24 protein-coding genes, 1 tRNA gene and 2 rRNA genes (1 of these 27 cut by a window edge) are annotated in these 25,676 nt (G+C 61.7%); 15 read left to right on the top strand and 12 right to left on the bottom strand.

Annotation, left to right across the window (positions count from 1 at the left end; translation table 11 throughout):
* The 7 genes from AB4M76_RS06790 to AB4M76_RS06820 form a co-directional block, all read left to right on the top strand.
* A tRNA-Ile gene (locus tag AB4M76_RS06790) sits at window positions 1–15 on the top strand; it begins 62 nt to the left of the window's first position.
* A gap of 431 nt (window positions 16–446) precedes the next feature.
* Window positions 447–3,373 (top strand): 23S ribosomal RNA (locus AB4M76_RS06795).
* Between the two features lie 86 nt (window positions 3,374–3,459).
* A 5S ribosomal RNA gene (gene rrf, locus AB4M76_RS06800) occupies window positions 3,460–3,574 on the top strand.
* A gap of 205 nt (window positions 3,575–3,779) precedes the next feature.
* The gene (locus AB4M76_RS06805; RefSeq protein WP_368441038.1) at window positions 3,780–4,601 is read left to right on the top strand and encodes an SDR family oxidoreductase; all 822 of its coding nucleotides are present in this window, start codon (window positions 3,780–3,782) and stop codon (window positions 4,599–4,601) included.
* A gap of 30 nt (window positions 4,602–4,631) precedes the next feature.
* Window positions 4,632–5,624 carry an NAD(P)H-dependent flavin oxidoreductase gene (locus AB4M76_RS06810; RefSeq protein WP_368441039.1) on the top strand — a complete coding sequence of 331 codons (993 nt, stop codon included), beginning with the start codon at window positions 4,632–4,634 and terminating at the stop codon, window positions 5,622–5,624.
* The gene (locus AB4M76_RS06815) at window positions 5,621–6,655 is read left to right on the top strand and encodes a phosphotransferase family protein (protein ID WP_368441040.1); all 1,035 of its coding nucleotides are present in this window, start codon (window positions 5,621–5,623) and stop codon (window positions 6,653–6,655) included. The genes AB4M76_RS06810 and AB4M76_RS06815 overlap by 4 nt, the downstream gene beginning before the upstream one ends.
* 81 nt (window positions 6,656–6,736) lie before the next feature.
* Window positions 6,737–7,612: an acyl-CoA thioesterase gene (locus AB4M76_RS06820; RefSeq protein WP_368441041.1), complete on the top strand. Its 876-nt coding sequence runs from the start codon at window positions 6,737–6,739 to the stop codon at window positions 7,610–7,612.
* 6 nt (window positions 7,613–7,618) lie between these two features.
* Here AB4M76_RS06820 and AB4M76_RS06825 read toward each other — a convergent pair whose 3' ends face one another.
* A complete protein-coding gene (locus AB4M76_RS06825; RefSeq protein ID WP_368441042.1) occupies window positions 7,619–8,395 on the bottom strand; it encodes an SDR family oxidoreductase in 777 nt (258 codons plus the stop codon).
* A 1-nt stretch (window position 8,396) separates the two neighbouring features.
* Window positions 8,397–9,650 carry an acyl-CoA dehydrogenase family protein gene (locus AB4M76_RS06830; protein WP_368442389.1) on the bottom strand — a complete coding sequence of 418 codons (1,254 nt, stop codon included), beginning with the start codon at window positions 9,648–9,650 and terminating at the stop codon, window positions 8,397–8,399.
* A gap of 188 nt (window positions 9,651–9,838) precedes the next feature.
* Between AB4M76_RS06830 and AB4M76_RS06835 the strand changes: the two genes are divergently transcribed.
* Window positions 9,839–10,252 carry a CoA-binding protein gene (locus AB4M76_RS06835; protein WP_368441043.1) on the top strand — a complete coding sequence of 138 codons (414 nt, stop codon included), beginning with the start codon at window positions 9,839–9,841 and terminating at the stop codon, window positions 10,250–10,252.
* Here AB4M76_RS06835 and AB4M76_RS06840 read toward each other — a convergent pair whose 3' ends face one another.
* From AB4M76_RS06840 to hisA, 3 genes are read right to left on the bottom strand one after another with little or no spacing between them, the layout of a single operon-like run.
* Entirely contained in the window at window positions 10,253–10,561 is a 309-nt protein-coding gene (locus AB4M76_RS06840; protein ID WP_368441044.1) for a phosphoribosyl-ATP diphosphatase, read from the bottom strand.
* Window positions 10,558–11,319, bottom strand: coding sequence for an imidazole glycerol phosphate synthase subunit HisF (hisF, locus tag AB4M76_RS06845; protein WP_368441045.1), 762 nt, complete (start codon window positions 11,317–11,319; stop codon window positions 10,558–10,560). Before hisF ends, AB4M76_RS06840 begins: the two co-directional genes overlap by 4 nt.
* 2 nt (window positions 11,320–11,321) lie before the next feature.
* Window positions 11,322–12,041, bottom strand: coding sequence for a 1-(5-phosphoribosyl)-5-[(5-phosphoribosylamino)methylideneamino]imidazole-4-carboxamide isomerase (hisA, locus tag AB4M76_RS06850; RefSeq protein ID WP_368441046.1), 720 nt, complete (start codon window positions 12,039–12,041; stop codon window positions 11,322–11,324).
* Window positions 12,042–12,170: 129 nt separating this feature from the next.
* Between hisA and AB4M76_RS06855 the strand changes: the two genes are divergently transcribed.
* Window positions 12,171–12,560, top strand: coding sequence for a DUF2147 domain-containing protein (locus AB4M76_RS06855; RefSeq protein ID WP_368441047.1), 390 nt, complete (start codon window positions 12,171–12,173; stop codon window positions 12,558–12,560).
* A gap of 157 nt (window positions 12,561–12,717) precedes the next feature.
* Here the strand turns inward: AB4M76_RS06855 and hisH are convergent, their stop codons facing one another.
* Window positions 12,718–13,356, bottom strand: a complete 639-nt coding sequence (gene hisH / locus AB4M76_RS06860; protein WP_368441048.1) for an imidazole glycerol phosphate synthase subunit HisH — start codon at window positions 13,354–13,356, stop codon at window positions 12,718–12,720.
* A gap of 4 nt (window positions 13,357–13,360) precedes the next feature.
* Window positions 13,361–13,948: an imidazoleglycerol-phosphate dehydratase HisB gene (gene hisB / locus AB4M76_RS06865; protein WP_368441050.1), complete on the bottom strand. Its 588-nt coding sequence runs from the start codon at window positions 13,946–13,948 to the stop codon at window positions 13,361–13,363.
* 158 nt (window positions 13,949–14,106) lie between these two features.
* On the opposite strand from hisB, the gene AB4M76_RS06870 reads away from it, so the two are divergent.
* Together AB4M76_RS06870 and AB4M76_RS06875 are read left to right on the top strand one after the other, a co-directional pair.
* Window positions 14,107–14,346 (top strand): Lrp/AsnC ligand binding domain-containing protein, encoded by a 240-nt coding sequence (locus tag AB4M76_RS06870; protein ID WP_368441051.1) that lies wholly within the window; start codon window positions 14,107–14,109, stop codon window positions 14,344–14,346.
* Window position 14,347: 1 nt separating this feature from the next.
* A complete protein-coding gene (locus AB4M76_RS06875) occupies window positions 14,348–14,692 on the top strand; it encodes a hypothetical protein (RefSeq protein ID WP_368441052.1) in 345 nt (114 codons plus the stop codon).
* A 31-nt stretch (window positions 14,693–14,723) separates the two neighbouring features.
* Here the strand turns inward: AB4M76_RS06875 and AB4M76_RS06880 are convergent, their stop codons facing one another.
* Together AB4M76_RS06880 and AB4M76_RS06885 are read right to left on the bottom strand one after the other, a co-directional pair.
* Window positions 14,724–15,701 carry a PleD family two-component system response regulator gene (locus AB4M76_RS06880; RefSeq protein WP_368441053.1) on the bottom strand — a complete coding sequence of 326 codons (978 nt, stop codon included), beginning with the start codon at window positions 15,699–15,701 and terminating at the stop codon, window positions 14,724–14,726.
* 421 nt (window positions 15,702–16,122) lie between these two features.
* Window positions 16,123–19,524: an indolepyruvate ferredoxin oxidoreductase family protein gene (locus tag AB4M76_RS06885; protein WP_368441054.1), complete on the bottom strand. Its 3,402-nt coding sequence runs from the start codon at window positions 19,522–19,524 to the stop codon at window positions 16,123–16,125.
* 125 nt (window positions 19,525–19,649) lie between these two features.
* Here AB4M76_RS06885 and AB4M76_RS06890 point away from each other — a divergent pair, with 125 nt between their 5' ends.
* Both AB4M76_RS06890 and AB4M76_RS06895 read left to right on the top strand, forming a co-directional pair.
* The gene (locus AB4M76_RS06890) at window positions 19,650–20,111 is read left to right on the top strand and encodes an Lrp/AsnC family transcriptional regulator (RefSeq protein WP_368441055.1); all 462 of its coding nucleotides are present in this window, start codon (window positions 19,650–19,652) and stop codon (window positions 20,109–20,111) included.
* 103 nt (window positions 20,112–20,214) lie between these two features.
* A complete protein-coding gene (locus AB4M76_RS06895) occupies window positions 20,215–21,327 on the top strand; it encodes an S-(hydroxymethyl)glutathione dehydrogenase/class III alcohol dehydrogenase (RefSeq protein WP_368442390.1) in 1,113 nt (370 codons plus the stop codon).
* On the opposite strand, the gene AB4M76_RS06900 is transcribed toward AB4M76_RS06895, so the two are convergent.
* Window positions 21,324–22,817, bottom strand: coding sequence for a cobyric acid synthase (locus AB4M76_RS06900; RefSeq protein ID WP_368441056.1), 1,494 nt, complete (start codon window positions 22,815–22,817; stop codon window positions 21,324–21,326). The two genes, AB4M76_RS06895 and AB4M76_RS06900, sit on opposite strands and share 4 nt — an antisense overlap.
* Before the next feature lie 129 nt (window positions 22,818–22,946).
* The gene (locus AB4M76_RS06905; RefSeq protein WP_007120494.1) at window positions 22,947–23,267 is read right to left on the bottom strand and encodes a DUF6280 family protein; all 321 of its coding nucleotides are present in this window, start codon (window positions 23,265–23,267) and stop codon (window positions 22,947–22,949) included.
* A gap of 222 nt (window positions 23,268–23,489) precedes the next feature.
* Here AB4M76_RS06905 and efp point away from each other — a divergent pair, with 222 nt between their 5' ends.
* Complete coding sequence (gene efp / locus AB4M76_RS06910; RefSeq protein WP_368441057.1) at window positions 23,490–24,053, top strand: elongation factor P; 564 nt, start codon at window positions 23,490–23,492, stop codon at window positions 24,051–24,053.
* A 67-nt stretch (window positions 24,054–24,120) separates the two neighbouring features.
* On the opposite strand, the gene AB4M76_RS06915 is transcribed toward efp, so the two are convergent.
* Window positions 24,121–24,867, bottom strand: coding sequence for a folate-binding protein YgfZ (locus AB4M76_RS06915; RefSeq protein ID WP_368441058.1), 747 nt, complete (start codon window positions 24,865–24,867; stop codon window positions 24,121–24,123).
* 64 nt (window positions 24,868–24,931) lie between these two features.
* Here AB4M76_RS06915 and AB4M76_RS06920 point away from each other — a divergent pair, with 64 nt between their 5' ends.
* Window positions 24,932–25,615 carry a TIGR04283 family arsenosugar biosynthesis glycosyltransferase gene (locus AB4M76_RS06920; protein WP_368441060.1) on the top strand — a complete coding sequence of 228 codons (684 nt, stop codon included), beginning with the start codon at window positions 24,932–24,934 and terminating at the stop codon, window positions 25,613–25,615.
* The last annotated feature ends 61 nt before the right edge of the window (window positions 25,616–25,676 follow it).

A 25,676-nucleotide genomic window follows, 5' to 3' on the forward strand; every position in this document is an offset into this window, starting at 1 on the left:
CTCCTCGACCCACCATCCTTTCCGGGGTGGGGCATGGAACATACCTTCAAGCACATACGCATGTGTTTGAACGTCTGTTCCCGGATGAAGCATCGCTTCGTCCTTCAGACGAATTGACATCGTAAAGAGAGATACTAACAACATGTTTGATCGCCCCGCGTGAGGGGATGATCTCAGTTGCTGCCCTATCAAGGGCCGGTGTTTGATGACTGCTTCCTCGGTCATTCAAACATATCGCGGCTGAAACGAATATGTTGTCCAAGTCAAGTACACTAACCAGAGCGATGACGCGGCCTCCTGCACGGAGGGTTCGCTATCTGCATCGCTCATTGTCCAGACGACAGTCTGGGCGGGTAAAGTATGCTTTTGATGCAGAATAAGAGGATCAGTTTCTTACCAGCTTCTGATCTTCGCGCGAGACGCCAAGTCTTGCTTTTTCTGGATCAAATCAAGCGCGAAAAGGGCGTTTGGTGAATGCCTTGGCAGTAAGAGGCGATGAAAGACGTGATACTCTGCGATAAGCCATGGGGAGCTGAGAATAAGCTTTGATCCATGGATCTCTGAATGGGGCAACCCACCTGATACTTTGTTATTATTGCTTCGCAATATGTACGCTCCGCGCCGACCTTTGGTCGGTACACCGATCCTTCGGATCGGCACTGGGGCCTGCAGCGGCGCAGTTAATAATGAGGTAAAACAGGTATTTTTAGGCTGAATATATAGGCTTAAAAAGGCAAACCCGGGGAACTGAAACATCTAAGTACCCGGAGGAAAGGAAATCAATATGATACTCCCCTAGTAGCGGCGAGCGAACGGGGACCAGCCGAGCCATGACTGTGATTAGAATGCGTTGGAATGCGCAACCAAAGTGGGTGATAGTCCCGTATAAGAAGCATGATTGGACGTATTAAGTAGGGCGGGACACGTGAAATCCTGTCTGAAGATCGGAGGACCACCTTCGAAGGCTAAGTACTCCTTACTGACCGATAGTGAACCAGTACCGTGAGGGAAAGGTGAAAAGCACCCCGACGAGGGGAGTGAAACAGTACCTGAAACCGAACGCCTACAATCAGTTGGAGCATCCTTGCGATGTGACAGCGTACCTTTTGTATAATGGGTCATCGACTTGGTCTCACGAGCAAGCTTAAGCCGTTAGGTGTAGGCGCAGCGAAAGCGAGTCTTAATAGGGCGTCGAGTTCGTGGGATCAGACCCGAAACCGAGTGATCTAGGCATGGCCAGGTTGAAGATAAGGTAACACTTATTGGAGGACCGAACCCACATCTGTTGAAAAAGATCGGGATGAGCTGTGCCTAGGGGTGAAAGGCCAATCAAACTCGGAGATAGCTGGTTCTCTGCGAAATCTATTTAGGTAGAGCGTCGACCGAATACCCTCGGGGGTAGAGCACTGGATGGGTAATGGGGCCCCACAGGCTTACTGATCCTAACCAAACTCCGAATACCGAGGAGTACTAGTCGGCAGACACACGGCGAATGCTAACGTCCGTCGTGGAGAGGGAAACAACCCTAACCTACAGCTAAGGCCCCTAATTCATGGCTAAGTGGGAAAGCAGGTGAGACGACCAAAACAACCAGGAGGTTGGCTTAGAAGCAGCCATCCTTTAAAGATAGCGTAACAGCTCACTGGTCTAAATAAGTTGTCTTGCGGCGAAGATGTAACGGGGCTCAAGCCATGAGCCGAAGCTTAGGATGCATTTATTGCATGGTAGCAGAGCGTAGTGTGACATAGTTTCATGTGTCCTTAACCACCCAGTTCGATTGGTTTACCCCAACCGGACCGTGGTACTGGACACAAGAAGCTTTCTGTGAAGCCGGCGCGTGAGCGATCCGGTGGAGAGATCACTAGTGAGAATGATGACATGAGTAGCGACAAAGAGTGTGAGAGACACTCTCGCCGAAAGTCCAAGGGTTCCTGCTTAAAGCTAATCTGAGCAGGGTAAGCCGACCCCTAAGGCGAGGCCGAAAGGCGTAGTCGATGGGAACCAGGTTAATATTCCTGGGCCAGATGGAAGTGACGGATCGCAGGGGTAGTTCATCCTTATCGGATTGGATGGGCTGCTGAGCGGTCCCTGGAAATAGCTCCATCGCTAGATCGTACCCTAAACCGACACAGGTGGACAGGTAGAGAATACCAAGGCGCTTGAGAGAACTATGTTGAAGGAACTCGGCAAAATACCTCCGTAAGTTCGCGAGAAGGAGGCCCGGTTCCTAGGCAACTAGGGGCTGGGGGCACAAACCAGGGGGTGGCGACTGTTTATTAAAAACACAGGGCTCTGCGAAGTCGCAAGACGACGTATAGGGTCTGACGCCTGCCCGGTGCCTGAAGGTTAAAAGGAGGAGTGAGAGCTCTGAATTGAAGCCCAGGTAAACGGCGGCCGTAACTATAACGGTCCTAAGGTAGCGAAATTCCTTGTCGGGTAAGTTCCGACCTGCACGAATGGCGTAACGACTTCCCCGCTGTCTCCAACATAGACTCAGCGAAATTGAATTACCGGTCAAGATGCCGGTTACCCGCGGTTAGACGGAAAGACCCCGTGCACCTTTACTACAGCTTCACACTGGCATTAGGCCGAACATGTGCAGGATAGGTGGTGGGCTTTGAAACCGAGACGCCAGTCTCGGTGGAGCCTCCCTTGAGATACCACCCTTGTTCTGCTTGATGTCTAACCGCGGACCGTTATCCGGTTCCGGGACCCTGTGTGGCGGGTAGTTTGACTGGGGCGGTCGCCTCCTAAATCGTAACGGAGGCGCGCGAAGGTTGGCTCAGAGCGGTCGGAAATCGCTCGTTGAGTGCAATGGCAGAAGCCAGCCTGACTGCGAGACTGACAAGTCGAGCAGAGTCGAAAGACGGCCATAGTGATCCGGTGGTCCCAAGTGGGAGGGCCATCGCTCAACGGATAAAAGGTACGCCGGGGATAACAGGCTGATACTGCCCAAGAGTCCATATCGACGGCAGTGTTTGGCACCTCGATGTCGGCTCATCTCATCCTGGGGCTGGAGCAGGTCCCAAGGGTACGGCTGTTCGCCGTTTAAAGAGGTACGTGAGCTGGGTTTAGAACGTCGTGAGACAGTTCGGTCCCTATCTTCCGTGGGTGTAGGATACTTGAGAGGAGTTGCCCCTAGTACGAGAGGACCGGGGTGAACGATCCACTGGTGGACCAGTTGTTATGCCAATAGCAGTGCTGGGTAGCTATGATCGGACAGGATAACCGCTGAAGGCATCTAAGCGGGAAGCCCCCCTCAAAACAAGGTATCCCTGAGAGCCGAGATAGACCATCTCGTCGATAGGCCAGAGATGTAAGCGTGGTAACACGTTCAGTTGACTGGTACTAATTGCTCGATAGGCTTGATTTGATCCAGTAGAAGCAAGACTGCTTAAGCTGATCAAAAGCATACACATACAATCAGTCGTACTCGACTTGGAACAGGAATTTATTCGGTTTGGTGATCATAGCGCGAGCAAAACACCTGGTCCCATCCCGAACCCAGCCGTTAAGTGCCGTAGCGCCGATGGTACTGCGTCTTAAGACGTGGGAGAGTAGGTCATCGCCAAACCTAATAAGTTCCTGAAAAACAGTATCTCTCATTACGATACCCATAAACAAAACCGCCGCAGCAGAAATGCTGCGGCGGTTTTGTCTTTGGAGGTAAGTTTATCGCCCCTCCGTGACGCCCGGTCACGGCACGCAGTCGGCCCCGGTTGCTTGACCTCGCCCCTTTGCCTGTCAAAGTGACGCAAAGACATGGGGGGAGGCGGATCATGGACATCGAAACGCTATTTGGGCTCAAGGGCAAGACAGCCCTGATCACCGGCGGGGCCACCGGCATCGGACGGATGGCGGCCGAAGCCCTGGTGCGGGCCGGGGCGCGGGTGTTACTGGCCAGCCGGACCGGCGAGGCCTGTGTTGCGGTGGCCGAGGAATTGAACGCGCTTGGCGCCCCGGGCTCTGCGGAAGGTTTCGCCGGGGATGTGAGCAGCGAGGCCGGTGTCGACGCCTTGGTGGCCGAGCTGCAAGGGCGCAGCGACCAGTTGCATATCCTGATGAACAACGCCGGTGTCACCTGGGGCGCGCCTTTGGGGGATTTCCCCTTCAAGGCCTGGGACAGGGTCATGGGCGTCAATGTGGCGGGGCTCTTTGACCTGACGCAGAAGCTCTTGCCGCTGCTGCGGGCCGGTGCCACGGCGGAGGATCCCGCGCGGGTGGTGAATGTTGCTTCCGTCATGGGGGAGCGTGAAATGGGTGACGGGGCCTATAGCTATGCGGCCTCCAAGGCGGCAGTCATTCATCTCAGCAAAATCCTCGCCAAGGAACTGGCCGGCGATGCGATCACCGTCAACGCCCTCGCACCGGGGCCCTTCGTCTCGCGCATGACGGCCTTTGCCACGCAGGACGAAGCGACCCGCGCGGCGGTGGGGCAAGACGTCCCGCTGGGACGTGTCGGGCGCGATGAGGACATTGCGGGTTCCATGCTGTTTCTCTGCGGCAGGGGTGGGGCCTATGTCACCGGCGCGGTGATCCCGGTCAGCGGCGGCATCAATGTGATGTCGGGGCCGAATATTTTTGAAAGGGCAGTGTCATGAGACCGATCACCAAACCATACGAGGCCACCCATGCGTGACGACAGCCATCTTCCCCCCGCGTTGCGAGGATTGCGCCTGCCGCTGGTGGCCTCGCCGATGTTTATCCTCTCTGGCCCGGAGATGGTCATCGCGCAATGCAAGGCCGGGATCGTCGGCTCTTTCCCCGCGCTGAATGCGCGCGAGGCCGAGGGCGAGCCGCCGCTCTTGGATGCCTGGTTGCAGCAGATCACCGAGGAGTTGGACCGCCACAACCAGCAGAACCCGGACCGCCCGGCGGCGCCCTTTGCGGTGAACCAGATCGTGCACCGCTCCAACGCCCGGTTGGAGCGCGACCTTGAGATCTGCGTGAAACATAAGGTGCCGATCTGGATCACCTCGCTGGGGGCGCGGGCGGAGGTCAATGAGGCGGCGCATTCCTGCGGGGGGATCGCGCTGCATGATGTGATCAACAACCGTTTTGCCCGCAAGGCGATCGAGAAGGGCGCGGATGGGCTGATTGCCGTCGCCGCCGGGGCGGGGGGGCATGCCGGGCCGCAGTCGCCCTTTGCCTTGGTGCGTGAAATCCGTGAATGGTTTGACGGGCCGCTCTTGTTGTCGGGCGCTCTGGCCACGGGCGAGGGGCTCTTGGCCGCCCGCGCCATGGGGGCCGATCTGGGCTATATGGGCTCGGCCTTTATCGCCACGCAGGAGGCCAATGCGCAGTCTGAATATAAGAACATGATCGTACAGGGGGGCGCCGATGATATCGTGACCTCCTCGCTCTTTACCGGCGTGTCTGGCAATTACCTGCGGCCTTCGATCACGGCGGCGGGGCTGGACCCGGATAACCTGCCTTCTGCCGATGCCAGCTCGATGAACTTCGGCTCTGGCACATCGAAACCCAAGGCCTGGAAAGAGATCTGGGGCGCCGGGCAGGGCATTGGCGCGGTGAAACAGATCGGCACGGTGGCCGATCTGGTGGCGCGGATCGAAGCAGAGTACCGCGCAGCGGGCAGGAAACTGGCAGCGGAGTTTTCGCAATGACCTCTGACACGCAAAGCATCGACGTGGCAGCGGTGAGCCGGTGGCTTGAGGATCACCTGCCGGGGTTTGCCGGCCCGTTGGAGGTGACGAAGTTCCAGGCCGGTCAGTCAAACCCGACCTTCCTGCTGGCCACGCCCGGGCATAACTATGTGCTGCGGCGCAAGCCGCCCGGTGTGCTGTTGAAATCGGCCCATGCGGTGGATCGTGAATATCGCGTGCAAAAGGCGCTGGCGGGGAGCGCGGTGCCGGTGGCCAAGATGCATCTGCTTTGCGAGGACGAGAGCGTTATCGGCTCGATGTTCTATGTGATGGACCATGTACCGGGGCGCAACTTTGGCGATCCGACCTTGCCGGAATTGGAGCCGTCCGACCGGGCGGCGGTCATGGCGGAGATGAACCGCGTTCTGGCGGCCTTGCATGATGTCGATATCGAGGCTGTGGGCCTTGCAGACTATGGCCCGCCGGGGAATTACTTTGAGCGGCAGGTGGGGCGCTGGTCGAAGCAATACCGCGCCTCTGAGACGGAGCCGCTGGCCGATATGGACCGGCTGATGCAGCGGCTGGCCGACAATGTGCCGCGCGATGACGGGCAGCGCAGCTTGGTGCATGGCGATTACCGGATCGACAATATGATCTTTGACGCGACAGGGACCGAATGCCGCGCCGTGCTGGATTGGGAGCTGTCCACCATCGGCCACCCCTTTGCCGATCTCGCGGCCGTTATCATGCAATGGCAGATGCCGGTGGGGCCCGAGGGCCGGGGGCTTGCCGGGGTCGACCGGGCGGCCCATGGTCTGCCCTCTGATGCGGAGTTTATCGCCGCCTATTGCCAGCGGCGGGGGCTGAGCGGGATCGACAACTTTGGCTATTACCTTGCCTTCTGTTTCTTCCGCATGGCCGCAATCATTCAAGGCGTGCTCAAACGCGCGCTGGATGGCAATGCCTCGAACCCTGAACATGGCAAGCGGCTGGGCCAATATGTGCCGGTCTTTGCGCGGCATGGGCTGGAGGCGCTGGACGGGGGCCGCTGAGGCTTTGCGTTAAACCGCCTTGCTGTTTGCTGCAAAAGCTGATGCCTGGGGGCAAAGCCCCCTGATACCAAAGGACCAAAGATGAGTGACGCCGCCCGCCAACTGCTTGATCTGCTGGATATCGAACAGCTCGAAGTCGATCTTTTTCGCGGCACCGGGGCGGGGGGCGAGACCTCGATGCGGATTTTTGGCGGCCATGTCATCGCGCAGGCGCTGATGGCGGCCTACCGCACGGTGCCGGATCGGGCCTGCCATTCGCTGCATGCCTATTTCATCCGGCCCGGAGACCCCAAAATCCCGGTGATCTATCAGGTCGACCGCGCCCGCGATGGCGGCAGTTTCACCACGCGGCGGGTGGTCGCGATCCAGCATGGCAAGCAGATCCTGAACCTCTCGGCGTCTTTTCAGGTCGAAGAGGCGGGGTTCGATTGGCAGCATGAGATGCCGGAGGTCTCCGCGCCCGAGAATTGGCCGGACCGGCCCGAGCTGCGCGCGGCCTTTGCCGAGAAGCTGCCGGAGAAATACCGCGGGGACTTTCTGCGCGAACGCCCCGTCGAGATCCGAGAGGTCGAGCCGCGCGATTTCATGACGCCGGAAAAGGTCGGCGACCGCAACTATCTGTGGTTCCGCATGGGGGCCGCCGAAGGGCAGAACCCGGTGATGCAGCACGCGCTGCTGGCCTATGCCTCGGACATGAATCTGCTCGGCTCCTCTCTGCGGCCTCATGGGCTGACCTGGTTTCAGGGCAAGGTGATGACGGCGAGCCTTGACCACGCCATGTGGTTTCACGCGCCGATCCGCTTTGACGAATGGCACCTCTATGCGCTGGACGCGCCGTTTACCGGCGGGGCGCGGGGGTTCAACCGCGGGATGATCTACAATCAGAACGGGCAGCTGGTGGCGAGCGTGGCGCAGGAGGGGCTGTTGCGCCCGATCCGGCCCAAAGGTGAAAGCTAAGGGCCGCTAACTGTCGTTCGGCGTGCCAAACCGCCGGTTCAGCTTGCGCATGCCGCCGATCCAACGGTCGTAATCCTGCGCCTTCCCCCGCATATAATCGCGCACCTGCGGATGCGGCAGCACCAGAAAGACCTCATCGCGGATCGCCTGCACGCAGGCTTCGGCCACCGGCTCCGGCTCCAACATCCCGTCAATCGCGGCGACATGATCCTCCAGCCCGCGCATCATCTCGGTTCGCACCGCCTGCGGGCAGAGCACGGAGACCTTGATCCCGTCGTCGCCGTAGCTCATCGCCAACCATTCGGCGAGGCCAACGGCGGCGTGTTTCGTCACGCCGTAAGGCGCCGCGCCGACCTGATTGAGCAGCCCCGCCGCCGAGGCCGTGTTGAGCAGATAGCCACCGCCACGCGCCCGCATCAGCGGCACGAGATGCCGCGCCGCGCGCACATGGCTCATCACGTTGATCTCCCAGATGCGCTGCCAATCGGCATCCGGCACTTCGACGCCGCCCTCGACCGAAATACCGGCGTTGGAGCAGAAGAGATCGATCGGCCCGATGTCGCGCTCGACGGTTTCGATCAGCGATGCGATCTCGGCGTCGGAGGAGACGTCAACGCGGAAGGCCGTGCCACCCACCTCAGCCGCTGTCGCCTCGGCCCCCGCGCCGTCGATATCCACGCAGACGATATGCGCAGGCGCTTCCGTGGCAAAGCGCAGCGCCAAGGCCCGCCCGATCCCGCTGGCGGCCCCGGTGATGACGATGACGCGGCCTGTCAGATCCATATCAGCTCTCGCCGTCCGAGCCGCGCCTGTTCGACGCCTGAAACGCCTTCACCTCGGCCCGCGCGATGACCTGATGGTGCACCTCATCCGGCCCATCTGCAAAGCGCAGCGCGCGCTGCCATGTGTACATGCCCGAGAGCGGGCTCCACTGGCTCATCCCCGTGGCGCCATGCACCTGCATGGAGGCGTCGATGATCTCGCAGGCTTTTTCGGGCACCAGCGCCTTGATCATGCTGACCCAGATGCGGGCCTCTTTGTTGCCCAAGACATCCATCGCCTTGGCCGCTTTCAACACCATCAGCCGCATCGCCTCGATGTCGATCCGCGCGCGGCTGATCGTCTCCATGTTCTTGCCAAGGTCGATGATTTTCTTGCCAAATGCCTCGCGCCCGAGCCCGCGTTCGATCATCAGGTCCAGCGCCTTTTCCGCCGCCCCGATAGAGCGCATGCAGTGGTGAATCCGCCCCGGCCCCAAGCGCACCTGACTAATCTCAAACCCGCGCCCTTCGCCCCAAAGCACGTTTTCACGCGGCACGCGCACATCGGTGAAACGGATATGCATATGCCCATGCGGCGCGTCGTCATGGCCAAAGACATGCATCGGCCCGAGGATCTCCACCCCCGGCGTGTCCATCGGCACCAAGATCTGGCTTTGCTGGCGGAAAGTCTCGGCCTCGGGCGAGGTTTTTACCATGACAATCATGATCTTACAGCGCGGATCGCCCGCGCCGGAGATATAGAATTTCTCGCCGTTGATCACCCAGTCGTCGCCATCAAGCACCGCACTGGTGGAGATGTTGCGTGCGTCCGAGGAGGCGACATCGGGCTCCGTCATGGCGAAGGCCGAGCGGATTTCGCCCGCAAGCAACGGCTTCAGCCAGCGTTCCTTCTGCTCGGGCGTGCCGACGCGTTCCAGCACCTCCATATTGCCGGTGTCGGGGGCGGAACAGTTCAGGCTCTCCGGCGCCAGCGGGCTCTTGCCCAACTCGGCGGCGATATAGGCGTAATCGAGGTTCGCCAGCCCTTCGCCGGTTTCGGCATTGGGCAGGAAGAAGTTCCACAGCCCCGCCTCCCGCGCCTTCTGCTTGGCCCCGTCGAGCAATTCCAACTGACCGGGCGCATAGGACCAGCGGTCGGCGCGGCCTTCGCCAAGGCGAAAGAACTCTTCGGTGATCGGATCGACATTCTCGCGGATGTGTTTGGTCACCGCCGCCAGCAGCGGCTTGGCCTTCTCCGACATTTCGAGATTGTTCATGTCCAAGGTCTGATCGATCATCCTATGCTCCCGGTGATGATGGTAAGCGCCGCGCCCCTCTGCGCGACGGTCTTTGAGGCGAGCCTATGCAATCGCCGCAGGCTTGCCAATCGCGGGCAGGGGGCAGCGCGCTTTACGCCGCGTCATTAAGGCGTTGAAACCCGCGCGCAGGCGCTTAGATCAGGCCTATGACAGATGCATTGATCAAAGACGTCCTCACCCGCACCCGCCGCATCGCGGTGGTCGGTGTTTCCCCCAATCCGGCCCGGCCCAGCCATTATGTCGCTGAATACCTTGCGCAAAAAGGCTATGAGGTGGTGCCGGTGAACCCCGTCCATGCGGGCAAGGAGGTTTTCGGCCATACCGTCGTCGCGTCATTGGCCGAAATCGACCCGCCGGTGCAGATGGTTGATATCTTCCGCCGCTCCGAGGATGTGCCCCCCGTCGTCGACGAGGCGCTGGAGGCCTTCCCCGACCTTGAAACGATCTGGATGCAAATGGGGATCACCAATGCCGAAGCGGCGGCCAAGGCCGAAGCGCGCGGCGTGGATGTGATCCAAGACCGCTGCCCCAAGGTGGAAATCCCGCGTCTTCTGGGCTGATTATTTCCGCGCAGCCTTCTCGGCGATGCCGGAGGTCGACTGCCGCCGCGCCAATTCATCCAGCACATCGCTCAGCGGCACGTCACGTGCTGCCAGCATCACCAGCAAGTGGTAGAGGACATCGGCGGCTTCCGAGGTGAGACCGTCACGGTCATTCTTGACCGCCTCAATGATCGCCTCAACCGCTTCCTCGCCAAATTTCTCGGCGCATTTCTCCGGTCCCTTGGCTAAGAGTTGCGCCGTCCAACTGCTTGACGGGTCAGCACCTTTGCGGCTCAGGATCGTCGCGTAAAGATCATCTAGCGTCATGTCAGCCTCATTGGAATGCCGGCCTTGGCCATATGCTGCTTGGCCTCATGCACGGTATGCTCGCCGAAGTGAAAGATCGACGCGGCCAGTACCGCCGAAGCGCCGCCTTCGATCACCCCGTCGACGAGGTGATCCAGATTGCCGACCCCGCCCGAAGCGATCACCGGCACCGAGACCGCGTCCGAGATGGCGCGGGTCAGCGGCAGATTGAACCCCTGTTTCGTCCCGTCCCGGTCCATCGAAGTCAGCAGAATCTCCCCCGCGCCTTTGGCCGCCACGGTGCGGGCAAATTCCACCGCGTCGATGCCCGTCGGCTTGCGCCCGCCATGGGTGAAAATCTCCCATTTGCCGGGGCTGACGGTCTTGGCGTCGATCGCGCAGACAATGCACTGGCTACCAAAGTGATCCGCCGCCTCGGCAATCACATCCGGGTTCGCCACTGCGGCGGAGTTAAAACTGACCTTATCCGCCCCCGCCAAGAGCAAGGCCCTTACATCCGCCACGGTCCGCACGCCGCCACCCACGGTCAGCGGGATATAGCAATGCTCGGCGGTGCGGGTGACGAGATCGAACATCGTGCCGCGGTTCTCATGGGTAGCGTGGATGTCGAGGAAACAAAGCTCATCCGCGCCGGCCGCATCATAGGCAATGGCGGCATCCACCGGATCGCCCGCATCGCGCAGGCCGACGAAATTCACGCCCTTCACGACGCGCCCATCGGCCACGTCGAGACAGGGGATGATGCGCGTTTTCAGCATTTTCAGCCTTTCAACATCTGCATGGCAGCGGCCAGATCGATCGCACCGTCATAAAGCGCGCGGCCCGAAATCGCGCCCTCGATCACGCCTGTGTCGCGCAGCGCCGCCAGATCGTCGAGCGAGGAGACGCCGCCCGAGGCAATCACCGGGATCGACACGGCGCGCGCCAGATCGGCTGTCGCCTCGAGATTAGGCCCGCCCATTGCGCCATCGCGCATGATATCGGTGTAGATAATCGCCGCCACGCCCGCATCCTCAAAGGATTTCGCAAGATCGGTCGCCATCACATCGGTCTCCGTCGCCCAGCCCTTGGTCGCGACCCGCCCACCCCGCGCGTCAATACCCACGGCTACCTGGCCGGGAAAGGCCGCTGCGGCTTCGCGCACCAGACCGGGGTTTTCGACCGCGACGGTGCCGAGGATCACCCGTGCCAATCCCTTATCGAGCCAGCTTTCGATCGTCGCCATATCACGAATGCCGCCGCCCAGCTGCGCCGGCACCTTGCAGGCCTTCAAGATCGCCTCAACCGGCGCCGCATTGACCGGCTCCCCGGCAAAAGCGCCATTGAGATCAACCAGATGCAGCCATTCACAGCCCGCATCGACAAAGCTGCGCGCCTGTGCTGCCGGGTCGTCATTGAACACCGTGGCCCGGTCCATATCGCCATGCACAAGGCGCACGGCCTGACCGTCTTTAAGATCAATCGCGGGGTAGAGGATCATGGCCGGGCCCTTATTTTGAAAGTCGCTTCCCTTTTGCACGTCGCCACGGATTTTGCAACGCGACCCTAGGTCAGTCTTGCCCGAAAGAAGGTGATGGATAACAGTGATGCCAGATCGGGAGGAGAGATTATGAAACAGATTATTGCAGCGGCCCTTCTGGGCCTTGGTCTCGCAGGCGCAGCCCAAGCCGCGGACCCGGCGGTCGGCACATGGCAGACGCAGGTCGATGACGGCGCCTATGCCCATGTCAAAATGGCCCCCTGCGGCGGGGCGATCTGCGGCACCATCGCGCGCACCTTCAACAACAGCGGCGAGTATAAATCCCCCAACATCGGCAAAACCTTGGTGATCGACATGAAACCCCAGGGCGGTGGCAAATACGCCGGCAAGGTCTGGCGGCCCTCGAATGGCAAGATCTACATCGGGAAGATGGACGTGTCCGGCAATTCGCTGAAGCTATCGGGCTGTGTCGCCGGGGGGCTGATCTGCTCCAAGCAGACTTGGGCGCGGTTGCAGTAAACCTGGAAAGGCGCGGGGTTTCGCGCCTTTCATACCTATCATTTGGCGCGATCGTTGCGCCGCGGTATTTTTAAAAGGATGAAGATAGAAGGGACGCGCCCCTTTTCATCTTCATCCTTTCTTAAATACCGTCCGCAGTTGCCGCGGGCGCTGCCGCTTATGGTTTCCAGTTCAGAAAGTTCGAGATCAGCCGCAGCCCGGTGGTTTGGCTTTTTTCCGGATGAAACTGCATCCCCAGCATCGTATCGCGCCCGATGATCGCGGTGACCTCGCCGCCATAGTCGACATGTGCCAGACGTTCGGCGGGGGTGGTGACGGCCATGTGGTAGCTATGGACGAAATAGGTGTGATCGCCGGTTTCCAGCCCGTCGAAGACCGCGTGGTCATGGTCGATCACCAGATCGTTCCAGCCCATATGAGGGACTTTGAGTTTCGGGTCTTTCGGCCTGATCTCGGTCACTTCGCCTTCGATCCAGCCGAGGCCGGGGGTGTCTTTGTATTCCCGGCCCATGCTCGCCATCAGCTGCATGCCGACGCAGATGCCGAGGAAGGGGCGGCCCTTTTCTTCGACGGCTTCGACCATCGCGTCATAGAGACCGCCCGCGCCCTTAAGCGCGGCCATACAGGCCGGGAAAGCGCCGTCGCCGGGCAGGACCAGTCGGTCGGCGCGGGAGACGGCATCGGCGTCGGCGGTGACGATGACCTCACCGGCGCCGCTTTCGCGGGCCATACGTTCAAAGGCTTTGTGAGCCGAGTGCAGATTGCCGGATTCGTAGTCGATAATTGCGGTCAGCATCGGATCACAGCGCGCCTTTGGTCGAGGGGATGGCGTCGGCCTTGCGGGGGTCGGTCTCGACCGCTTCGCGCAGGGCGCGGGCGACGGATTTAAAGGCCGCTTCGGCGATATGGTGGCTGTTGAACCCGTGCAGCGCGTCGACATGCAGGGTGATGCCACCGTGGGTGCTCAGTGCTTGGAAAAATTCGCGCACCAGTTCGCTGTCGAACTTGCCGATGCTGCTCGATGGGAAGTCGACGTTCCAGATCAGAAAGGGCCGCGCCGAGAGGTCGAGCGCGCAGCGGATCTGCGCGTCGTCCATGGCCAGCAGGCAAGAGCCGTAGCGGCGGATGCCGCGCTTGTCGCCGAGCGCTTGGGTCAAGGCCTGGCCCAGGGTGATGCCCACGTCTTCGACGGTGTGGTGATCGTCGATATGCAGATCGCCCTTGGCGCGCACTTTGATGTCGATCAGCGAGTGGCGCGACAGTTGATCGAGCATGTGGTCGAAAAAGCCCACGCCGGTGTCATTGTCATAGCTGCCGCTGCCGTCGAGATTGATCTCCACGGTAACATCAGTCTCGGCGGTGGTGCGGGTCAGGGTGCTGCGGCGCATGGGGCGTCTCCGAAGGCTATTGCAGCGCCCTTATAACAGGGCGGCGCGCCGCGCCAAGCCCAAGCGGGGGCGCAGGCCGTCGGGGGGCGCGGAGATCGGGGATTGCGGGCGCGGGGTCCATATGTCAGCTTGTGGCGTATCCTAGAAAGAGGCGCGATATGTCCACCTGCGTATTCATCCAGATCCGCTGCCGCCCCGGCACGACCTATAGCGTGGCCGAGGATATCGCGCTGCGCGAGATCCATTCGGAGCTTTACTCGACCTCCGGGGAATATGATCTGTTGATGAAGCTCTATATCCCCAAGGGGGAGGATGTGGGCGTCTATATCAACGACAATCTGTTGGATATTGAAGGCATTGAACGCTCATTGACCACGATGACCTTCAAGGTCTTTTAGGATGCGCGTTGCCGCCCTTTGCGGAACGCTGATTTTGGCGCTGGTCCCGCTGTCCGCAGCGGCCGAAAGCCGGGTCTATGAGGGGTCCGAAGCCGCGGCATTGCGCTGTGCCAATACGCTGGCCCTGACGGCGGTGGCGCTCTCGGGCGCGGGGTTGATCGGGGAGCCGGAAAAACAGGTGATGCTGGGCGTGACCGTGCGCATTCTCGACCGTCACGTGGCGGGCACATGGGCCCAAAAACGGGCGGCGATGGAGGTGATGCGCGACCGCCGTTCGGTGCCAGATACGCTGGAGGATTACCGCCGCAACGCGATGCGCTGTCTGGCCCAGTTTCCGATCAATTGAGCGCCGGGCGCGCCATCGCGCGCCCCCTGGCTTAATGCGCGGCAGAGACGGAAGGTCTGCGCAGCGGGGTCGCTTCGGGCTTGACCTTTTGGCGGGAGGCCACGCGGCGAATGGCGCGGTCGAAGGTCTTGCGCACCCGCTGTGTGCGGCTGGCATTGGGTTGGATCGGCCCGCCGACCGAGAGGGTGACCGGCATGCTGCAGCCATCGTTATGGCGCAGATCGAGCGCATCCAGTTCATCCTGGATCATGCCCTCGATCTCGGGCCAGCCGGGCAGGCTGTCGCCGGTCACGATGCTCAGGATCGTGCCGCTGCCATTATGGGTCATCAGCAGTTGCGGGCAGTCGACCACCTTGGCGATGCTGGCGGCGGCCGCGGCGAGGGTGCGGGCGTATTCGCTGCTGGTGCTATTGGCATAGATATCCTCGATGCCCTCGATCTTGGTGGCAAAGACCTGACAGATATCGAGGTGCTGGCGCGACAGCTGGCTGAGGTAATTGCCCAGGGAGAAGGGCAGAACCAGCTGCGGGACGCCAAAGATATGCAGGGGGTCTTCGAGGCGGAAATCATGCACGCCGGGGGGCGTGTCCTCGGGCAGGCGGGCCAGGTCCAGACGCGGCGCTTTCTCGGTGTTCTCCAACATCCGTTCGGCGATATGGACCCGCGTGGCGATGTCTTTGACGTCAAAGGGTTTGGTGACATAGTCATTGGCCCCGGCGGCAAAGGCCCGTTCGATCGAGGCCGCATCCGAGCGCAGGGTCACCATGAGGATCGGCGTGTTCTGGTAATCCTCCAGGGCGCGCACTTTGCGGCAGAGGGTGATGCCATCCATCTGCGGCATTTCGATGTCGAGCAGCAGACAGTCGAAAGGCTCGCTGCTTTCGTCCAGCAGGGCAAGGGCCGCAGCCCCGGAGTCTGCGAGGGTCAGATGGGGATAATCGGCCTCGCGGAAAACGATCGGGAGCAGTTCGCGGATGAAGGGATCGTCGTCGACAGCAAGGATTTTCATATTCGGCACCTGTTTCGTGGGGGCAGACGGGCAGTCAGGGTATGTGTTTACTTGTTGTTTACATTTACGCGGATAAACCCGGCGAAATTGTGACGATACTGCATCTTTCGGTCGCGGTGCGTGCCATTTTACGACTTCTGCGTGCAAGTGGCGATAACCCGCTTGTGGCGGGTCATTTCGCACGGATGTTCTGTATTTCTTGGGGGAGGGCGGCTGCTCGATAGGCGTGCGCCAGGGGTGACGTGATCGCAGTTGGCCGACGATTATTCAATCTGGGCGGTAAGGTGCGCTTAATGTGTCATTTAGGGCAGAAGCGCGATCTCGGCGGCACGCCGCGCCGGGGTGAGAGGTGACCTCTGCCACATTTCAGCCTGGCCTCGCATGGGGCGAAGCCGGGTTCTGCGGGGATTGGGGGCGCCCCTTAGGCGAGCCGTGCGGCGACCTCTGCCTGCACCTTTTCCGCAGCGGCTTCCTTAACCGGGCCGTAGCCGCGGATTTCCATCGGCGCGCTGAGCACTGCGAGGGCGGCGTCATGGGGCAGGGCGGGGGCGGCCTGCAGCACGTCTTCGTACCAGTCGATCAGCGCCATTTCGAGCTTGCGGTCCGCGCCGTAGCTGAAGGGGTCGGCCCATGTGCCGCGCAGGGGTTTCATTGCCGCCAGCAGGTCAAAGGCGCGGCTTATCCAGGGGCCGAACTTGCGCTTGTTGGGCCGCCCGCGCCCGTCCTTGCCGGTGGGCCATGCGGGGGGCGCGAGGTGGTAATGGACCTTGTAATCGCCTTCGAACGTATCGGCGATACGCTCTTCGAACCCGCTTTGGCGGTGCAGCCGGGCGACCTCATATTCATCCTTATAGGCCATGAGTTTGAACAGCGATTTCGCCGCCGCGCGTATTAGGTCCTCAGACCCGGCGGGCAGCTCTGCCCCCAGCCGATCGAGCCGTGATTTGTAGCGCTCGGCATAGGCCGCGTTCTGGTAGCCGGTCAGGAATTCCATCCGCCGCGCGATCAGCCTCTCGACTGTCTCATCGACCACGGGCTCTGGGGCGAGATGTTTCTCAATCGCCTCAGGGTTGCCCGCCATGACCCGGCCAAAGCCAAAGGCGGCGCGGTTCTTGTCCGGCACGACGCCGTTGAGCTCAATCGCCTGTTCCAGTGCTGTGAGCGAGACCGGCACCAGCCCCTTTTGCCAGGCGAAGCCCAGCATCATCACATTGGCAAAGACCGCATCGCCCATCAGCACTTCGGCCATGCGGTTGGCGTCAAAGGCGCTCAGGTTCTCGACGCCCACGGCCTGCGCGATCACCGCTTCACGGTCGTCAATGCGCAGGTCGGCGTCGCGGTTCAGCACCAGATCACCGGTCGGCATCTCGGCGCGGTTCAACACCATGCGCGTGCCGCGGCGGTAATGGGCCGAGGCTTTGGGCGCGGAGCTGACCACCATATCGCAGCCGATCACCGCGTCGGCAGCGGCTTGGTCGATGCGCACCTGATGCACGTCCTCGGGGCGCTGGGCGAGGCGGACATAGCCGAGCACGGTGCCGAACTTCTGGGCAAAGCCGGTGAAGTCGAGCACGCTGGAGCCCAGCCCTTCGAGATGTGCGGCCATGGTGATCAGCGCGCCCACGGTCACCACCCCGGTGCCGCCGACGCCGGTCACCAGCAGGTTGAAAGGCTGGTCGAGCCGGGGCAGTTCGGGCATCGGCAACTGCGCTGCGAGCCCCGCCACATCCAGCCCCGCGCCCGAGCGTTTGCGACGGCTGCCGCCTTCGACGGTCACGAAGGAGGGGCAGAAGCCGTTCAGGCAGGAATAATCCTTATTGCAGGTCGATTGGTTGATCTGACGCTTGGTGCCGAATTCGGTTTTCTTGGGCTCGACGCTCAAGCAATTGGATTCCAAGGAGCAATCGCCGCAGCCCTCGCAGACCAGATCATTGATCATCACGAATTTCTTCGGATCCTCCATCAACCCGCGCTTGCGCTTGCGGCGTTTTTCGGTGGCGCAGGTCTGCTCATAGATCAGCACGGTGACGCCGGGGATCTCGCGCAATTCGCGCTGCACCCGGTCCAGGTCGCGGCGGTGGTCGAAACTGGTTTCGGCGGGGAAATCGGCTTTCGGCAGCAACTCGGGCCGGTCCGAGACCAGCGCGATCCGCGCGACCCCTTCGGCGCGGCAGGCCTGCGCGATGGCGGCGACGGAGACCGGGCCGTCCACCGGCTGGCCGCCGGTCATGGCGACCGCGTCATTGTAGAGGATTTTATAGGTGATATTGGCCTTGGCCGCGACCGCTTGGCGGATCGCCAGGGAGCCCGAGTGATACCATGTGCCTTCGCCCAGGTTCTGGAAGACATGTTTGCCGCCGTTGAACAGCGAGGTCGCGATCCAGGGCACGCCTTCGCCGCCCATCTGGGCGAAACCGGCCGTCTCGCGGTCCATCCAAGAGGCCATGACATGGCAGCCAATGCCGGAGTTGGCCTTCGACCCTTCGGGCAGTTTGGTCGAGGAGTTATGCGGGCAGCCCGAGCAGAAATAGGGGGTGCGGGTCGCCCCTTCGACGTTGAGCAGAACCGGCGGCTGGTCGGTCAGCGCGCGGGCTTTTTCGACGAGGTTCTCTTCGGGGAAGAAGGCATGCAGCCGCGCCGCGATGATCGGCGCGAGTTTCAGCGGCGACAGCTCGCCCGTCCAGGGCACCAGCTCTTGCAGGTTCTCGTCATGTTTGCCGACCATACGCGCGGGTTTCGAGCCGGGCCAGTCATAGAACGCCTCTTTGAACTGGCTTTCGATGATGCCGCGTTTTTCTTCGATCACAAGCACTTCGCGCTTGCCCTTCACAAAGTCGAGCGCGTCATCCACGGCCAATGGCCAGACCATGCCGATCTTGTAGATGTCGATGCCCAGACGGCGGCAGGCGGCTTCGTCCAGACCCAGAAGCCGCAGCGCCTCCATCGTGTCGAGATGGCCTTTGCCGGTGGTGACAATGCCGAAATTGGCGTCCTGCGTGTCATAGATATGCCGGTCGATCGGGTTGGCGCGGAGGAAGGCCTGTACCGCGTCGAGCTTGTGATGCAGCCGCGTCTCGATCTCGGGCGAGGGCAGGTCCCCCAGACGCACATGCAGCCCGCCGGGCGGGGCGGTATAGTCCGGCTGGTTGAACACCCGGTCGGGGGTCAGGTCCACGGAGGCGCCGCTTTCCACCGTCTCGGAAATCGCTTTGAAGCCGACCCATGTGCCGGAAAAACGCGAGAGCGCGATGCCGTATTCGCCAAAGGCTTGGTATTCGGCCACCGAAGCGGGGTTCAACGTCGGCATGAACCACGACATGAAGGCCACGTCGGATTGATGCGGCATGGAGGAGGACACGCAGCCGTGGTCATCGCCCGCCACCACAAGCACACCGCCCTTAGGTGCCGAGCCATAGGCGTTGCCATGTTTCAGCGCGTCGCCGGACCGGTCCACCCCCGGCCCTTTGCCGTACCACATCGAAAACACGCCCTCGACCTGCGTATGCGGGTCAAGATGCGCCTGCTGCGCGCCCAGCACGGCGGTGGCGCCTAGGTCTTCGTTCACCGCGGGCAGAAACTTTACCCCTGCCTTTGCCACGCGGTCCTTGATGCGCCAATACTCAAGGTCGAGCCCCCCGAGCGGTGAGCCGCGATAGCCCGAGACGAAACCGGCGGTGTTCAACCCCGCGCCGCGGTCGCGGCGGGCCTGATCGAGCATGATCCGCACCAAAGCCTGCGTCCCGGTCAGAAAGACACGGCCTTCGGTCCGGTCATAGCGGTCATCTAGTTTATAAGTGGTAGATTCGCGCGGCTGTTCTGTCATTTGAGGCTCCTCCACATGGGAGTATAGCGCGAAAGCGCTGGTTTTTCGCTCCTTTCTCTCTGGCCGATGGCGGTCAATTTGAATAGGATTTTCGCATCACGTGAAATGAGTGAAAGATTTTTCCGATGTCTGCGCTAGATGCGACCGACCGTCAGCTTGTCACATTGCTTCAGCAGGATTCCCGCCTGCCCAATGCGCAACTGGCCGAAAAGCTAAATATCTCGGCCTCCGCCTGCTGGCGGCGGGTCAAGGCGCTGGAGCAGGCCGGGGTGATCAAACGCTATGCGGCCATTGTCGATCCCAAGGCCATGGGGCTGGGCTTTGAGGCGATGGTTCATGTCCATCTCACCCGCCATGATGCGGCGGCTTTGGCCAGTTTCATCAGCGCGATCCAGACCCGCAAGGAGGTGACGGAATGTTTCGCCACCACCGGGCAGGCCGACTATCACCTGCGCATCCTTTGCCGGGATATCGAGGCCTACAACGCCTTTCTCGAAAGCTTTCTCTTCCCGCACCCGGCGGTCAACTCTGCCACGACCAATGTGATCCTGCGGCAGATCAAATCCAACGCGCCGATTGCCGGCTGAGCGCTCAGGCCGTCTTTCGTGCCGCCTTGGTCGGAAATGGACATTTGTGCAAAGGGGGGCGCATATAGGGACGTGACAAACGTCAAATAGGAGAATCCCCATGATGAAAACCCGTGCCGCCGTCGCCGTTGAAGCCGGTAAACCGCTTGAAATCATGGAGGTGAACCTCGAAGGCCCAAAACGCGGCGAGGTCCTGGTCGAGATCAAGGCGACCGGCCTGTGCCACACCGATGAGTTCACCCGCTCTGGCGATGATCCCGAAGGCATCTTCCCCGCGATCCTGGGCCATGAGGGCGCGGGCGTGGTGCTGGAAGTGGGCGAGGGCGTGACCACGCTGGAGCCGGGCGATCATGTGATCCCGCTTTACACGCCGGAATGTCGGGAGTGTGAATATTGCCTCAGCGGCAAGACCAACCTGTGTCAGGCGATCCGCGTGACCCAGGGCCAGGGCAAGCTGCCCGATGGCACGACGCGGTTTTCGATGCTCGATGGCACGCCGATCCATCACTATATGGGCTGCTCGACCTTTGCCAACCATACCGTGGTGCCGGAGATCGCGCTGGCCAAAGTGCGCAAGGACGCGCCCTTTGATAAAATCTGCTACATCGGCTGCGGTGTCACCACCGGCATTGGCGCGGTGATCAACACTGCCAAGGTCGAACTGGGCGCGCGCTGTGTGGTCTTTGGGCTGGGTGGCATCGGGCTGAACGTGATCCAGGGGCTGCGGCTGGCCGGGGCGGATCAGATCGTGGGTGTCGATCTGAACGACGACAAGGCCGAAGCGGGCAAGTATTTCGGCATGACCGATTTCGTGAACCCTTCGAAAGTCGAGGGCGATCTGGTGGCGCATCTGGTCGAGCTGACCAAGGGCGGCGCGGATTATTCCTTTGACGCCACGGGCAACACCAAGGTCATGCGCGACGCGCTGGAATGCGCGCATAAGGGCTGGGGTGAGAGCATCATCATCGGCGTGGCGCCTGCGGGGGCCGAGATTTCGACCCGGCCCTTCCAACTGGTCACCGGGCGGGTCTGGCGCGGCACGGCCTTTGGCGGGGCCAAGGGACGCACGGATGTGCCCAAGATCGTCGATTGGTACATGAACGGCAAGATCGAGATCGACCCGATGATCACCCATAAGCTGACGCTGGATCAGATCAACGAAGGCTTTGATCTGATGCACAAGGGTGAATCGATCCGCGCGGTCGTCGAGTTTTAAGCGTTTGGCTGGAGGGCGGCGCGCTCTCCAGCCGAGACCTCTGCCGCGAGGGAGAGGAACAGGTCGACATCCATATAGGTCTCGACATGGTCGGCCAGCGCCTCCAGCGTCTCTTCCACGCCGCTTTCGAAGTCCAGCGACGAGCTGACGCCGAAATCGCCGAGATAGGCGCGGCGGAAGGCGTCCGAGCTGAAAATCCCATGCATATAGCACCCCTGCACCCGGCCCGAGGGGGAGGCCGCGCCCTCGGGCGTGCCGTCGAAAGTGAGCCAGGCCCGGGCGCAGTCGGGGCCAGTGGTCTCTCCGATATGGATCTCATAGCCGGTGAGGGCGGTGCCGCTCGCCGGGTGCTGGCCGGACTTTTCCGACAGATGTTTCAGGGGGGCCATGGTGGTTGCGACATCCAGATGGCCCAGCCCCGCCACCCGCGCGGGCGGGCCTTCGATGCCCTGCGCATCGGTGATGGTTTGGCCCAGCATCTGATAGCCGCCGCAAAGCCCCAGCACATGGCCGCCCCGCCGGATATGGGCGGCAAGGTCGATGTCCCAGCCCTCGGCCCGGAAGGCTTCCAGATCGGCGATGGTGGATTTGGAGCCGACCAGCAGCACCAGATCGGCCTCGGCGGGCAGGGGGGCACCGGGGGCGATCATGCGCAGGTCGACGCCCGGTTCCGCGGCGAGCGGGTCGAGGTCATCGAAATTCGCGATCCGCGGCAGGCGCGGCACCGCGATGACACAGCCCGACCCGCCAGAGCGGGCGCGGGCGGGCAGGTCCATCACGTCTTCGGCGGGCAAGCGGTGGGCGGCGTCGAACCAGGGGATCACGCCAAGGCAGGGCCAGCCGCTGCGCTGGGCGATGTCATCGCGGCCCGCGTCAAAGAGGCGGCGGTCGCCGCGGAACTTATTGACGCCAAAGCCACGGATCAGGGCGTTGTCCTCGGGGGATAGCACCGCTTGCGTGCCGATGATCTGAGCGATCACGCCGCCGCGGTCGATGTCGCCCATCAACACGACAGGGACCTGGGCCGCCCGGGCAAAGCCCATATTGGCAATATCACCCGCGCGCAGGTTGGTTTCTGCCGGGGAGCCCGCGCCCTCGATCACGATCAGGTCGCAGCCCTCGGCCAGACGGTGAAAGGAGTGCAGCACCGCAGGCATCAGGCTGGCTTTCTGGCGGCCAAAGTCCTGCGCTTCTTGCTGGCCGATGACCCGCCCCTGCACGACAAGCTGCGCGCCGGTGGCGCTTTGAGGCTTCAGCAGCACCGGGTTCATATCAGTATGCGGGGCCACACCGGCTGCCCGGGCCTGCAGCGCCTGAGCGCGGCCAATCTCGCCGCCATCTTCGGTGACAGCCGCATTGTTCGACATATTCTGCGGCTTGAAGGGACGCACGCGCAACCCACGACGGGAGCAGGCACGGATCAGCCCGGCGACGATCATCGACTTGCCGACATTGCTGCCGGTGCCTTGGATCATGATGGCTTTGGTCATGTCAGCTTGCCCCTGGTTGCGCGCAAATTGGCGCAAATCAAGGGCAGGGGAAAGAGCGATCCCCGAAGAGCAGGCACAAAAAAACGCAGCCCGAAGGCTGCGTCAATTGCGCCGCTTGGCGGATATGTCTTAGGCGGCTTCGGCCTGAAGCGCGGCATTGCGGCGCTCGGATTCTTCGCGCGACAGGGCGACGGAGGTCCGCACACCTTTGCCGACAAATTCCATCAGACCTTCGACAACCCGCTCATTGGGGTCGATCCCGGCACAGCTCAGCACTTCGCGGCCATCGCGCGAGCGGGCCCAGCGGGCGATCTGTTCCGGGCCGTTGCCATATTTCTTGTCGTCGGCAATAGCGTCATCCAAAGCAGCGAGTACCACAGCAGCAAAGAGCTTGCGTGCGCGGTTGCCTTGCTCATTGTTGAAAGCGGTGCCATCAACGAAATCTTTCATCTCGTCGTCCTTTCGATTATTCTTGCTCTTGTCATTCGGGCTTGGCGCTCCTTATGACGGATATCGCGCGATTCGGATACCACTATTTAGCATACCACCCATGCAACATGCGCATATCTAGTTGTCGCAGCGACCTCTGGATATCGCCTGCTTGCAGGGAACCATCCCTCCCGATATAGAACCTGACATCTTATCATCAACCTTATGTCGTGGTTTTGTCACATGCCCAAGATTAACGGAAACGAGATCCGCCCCGGAAACGTCCTTGAACACAACGGTGGCCTCTGGGCGGCGGTGAAGGTCGATCACGTGAAGCCCGGCAAGGGCGGTGCCTTTGCCCAGGTCGAGCTGCGCAACCTGCGCAATGGCTCCAAATTGAACGAACGCTTCCGCTCTGCCGATAAGGTCGAGCGCGTGCGGCTGGAGCAAAAAGACCAGCAATTTCTGTATGAAGACGACGGTATGCTGGTGGTGATGGACACCGAAACCTATGAGCAGGTGCAGCTCCCCGCCGAGCTTTTGGGTGAGCGTCGCCCCTTCTTGCAGGACGGCATGATGATCGTGGTCGAATATCACGAGGAAGAGGCGCTGAACGCCTCGCTGCCGCAAAAGGTAACCTGCAAAGTGGCCGAGACCGAGCCGGTCGTGAAGGGCCAAACGGCGGCGAATTCTTTCAAGCCTGCGGTGCTCGACAACGGTGTGAAGATCACCGTGCCGCCCTTCGTGGGGCAGGATGAAGCGATCGTGGTGAACACCGAAACCATGGAATATGTCGAACGCGCTTGACGCGACGTCATACTGTGGAGGATCGATCAGCCCCGGTTTTGCCGGGGCTTTTTCTTTGCCGGCGGGCTTAAACGGCAGGGCCGGGCCATGTGATCTGTGCGTCTTCGGCCTGCATCGGGCCTTTCGCACGGTCAAAGCGCAGATGCGCCAGCGCCTGGCCGCCGGACTGGGTGAGAAGCGTGCCGGCCGGTTTCCCCTCTGCGGTGATCGCCGTGCCCGGCGCGGCCGCGCCCGTGATATCGACGCGGGTGAGCCCTTTGCGCAGTTCGGTCTTATGCTTCATCCGGGCGGTCACCTCCTGCCCGACATAGCACCCTTTGCGGAAATCGAGCCCGTTGATCCGGTCAAACCCGACTTCGAGGAGGAATGTATCAGGCGTCAGTTCCACGCCCGTTTCCGGGATCAGATGCGCCACGCGCAGGGCGTCCCAATCGGTCTTGTCCTCGGTCTGCGGCGTGTCGCGGTAGGCGCGCCAGCCCATTTCGGGATGACGCGGATCGGCTACTGCATCTTCGGGCGCAGCCCCGGTGCCGCGGTGCAGATGCAGGTCGGTCGGCTCGATCGTCACCTTGGCGCGCAGCTTATACATCGACAGCCGCTGGGTCAGCATATCGCCAAGGCTTTCGTCCACGTCAAGCAGCACCGCGTCGCCATCTGCGATCAGAAAGAAATCCGCCATATATTTCCCCTGCGGCGTCAGCAGGGCGGCATAGACCGGGCCTTGGTCCAGTTTGCTCACGTCATTGGTCACGATCCCCTGCAGGAAATCGCGGGTGTCGGGGCCGGTCAGGCGCAGAATGCGGCGCTTGGTCATGCGGGTATCCTTCGATTGCTGGCCATGACATATAGCCTGCCAAACCCATTCAAAAGGGGCAACCATGCGCGCACCGATCTCTGTCGTCATTCCCACGCTCGATGCGACCAAATCGCTGCCGGCCTGTCTCGCGGCATTGGTCGAGGGGCTACAGGCCGGGTTGATCCGCGAGGTCATCATCAGCGACGGCGGCTCGCAGGACGAGACGGGGCGTCTGGCCGAAGGCTGGGGGGCGGGGCTGATCACCGGGGCGCCCTCACGCGGCGGGCAGTTGCGCCGCGGCTGTGCGGTGGCCCAAGGCGAATGGCTGCTGGTGCTCCACGCCGACACGGTGCTGGCGCAGGGCTGGGCGGCGGCGGTTCAGGACCATATGGCGGGTCACAGCGGGGCGGCAGGCTGGTGTCACCTGCGGTTCGATCAAAGCGGCATCGCGGCCCGGATCGTCGGGGGCTGGGCCAATCTGCGCAGCCGCTTTGGCCTGCCCTATGGCGATCAGGGGCTGCTGCTGACCCGCGCGCTATATGATGCGGTCGGCGGCTACCCCGATCAGCCCTTGATGGAGGATGTGGCTCTGGCACGCGCGCTGCGCGGTCGCCTCCGGCCCCTCAATGTCTCTGCCGTGACCAGCGCCGAAAAATACCGGCAGCAAGGCTGGGTGCGGCGGGGCGCGCGAAACCTCTGGACGTTGATCCGCTATCTCCGCGGCACCGATCCCGAGACCCTCGCCGCCGCCTACCGACGCCCCTGACCTTAGGCTGATCGCGGTCAAAGATACCTGGAAGGGGGGCGGGCCAGCCTCGGAACCCCGC

The sequence above is a fragment of the Sulfitobacter sp. PS-8MA genome (assembly GCF_040933935.1).
Lineage (GTDB): Bacteria > Pseudomonadota > Alphaproteobacteria > Rhodobacterales > Rhodobacteraceae > Sulfitobacter.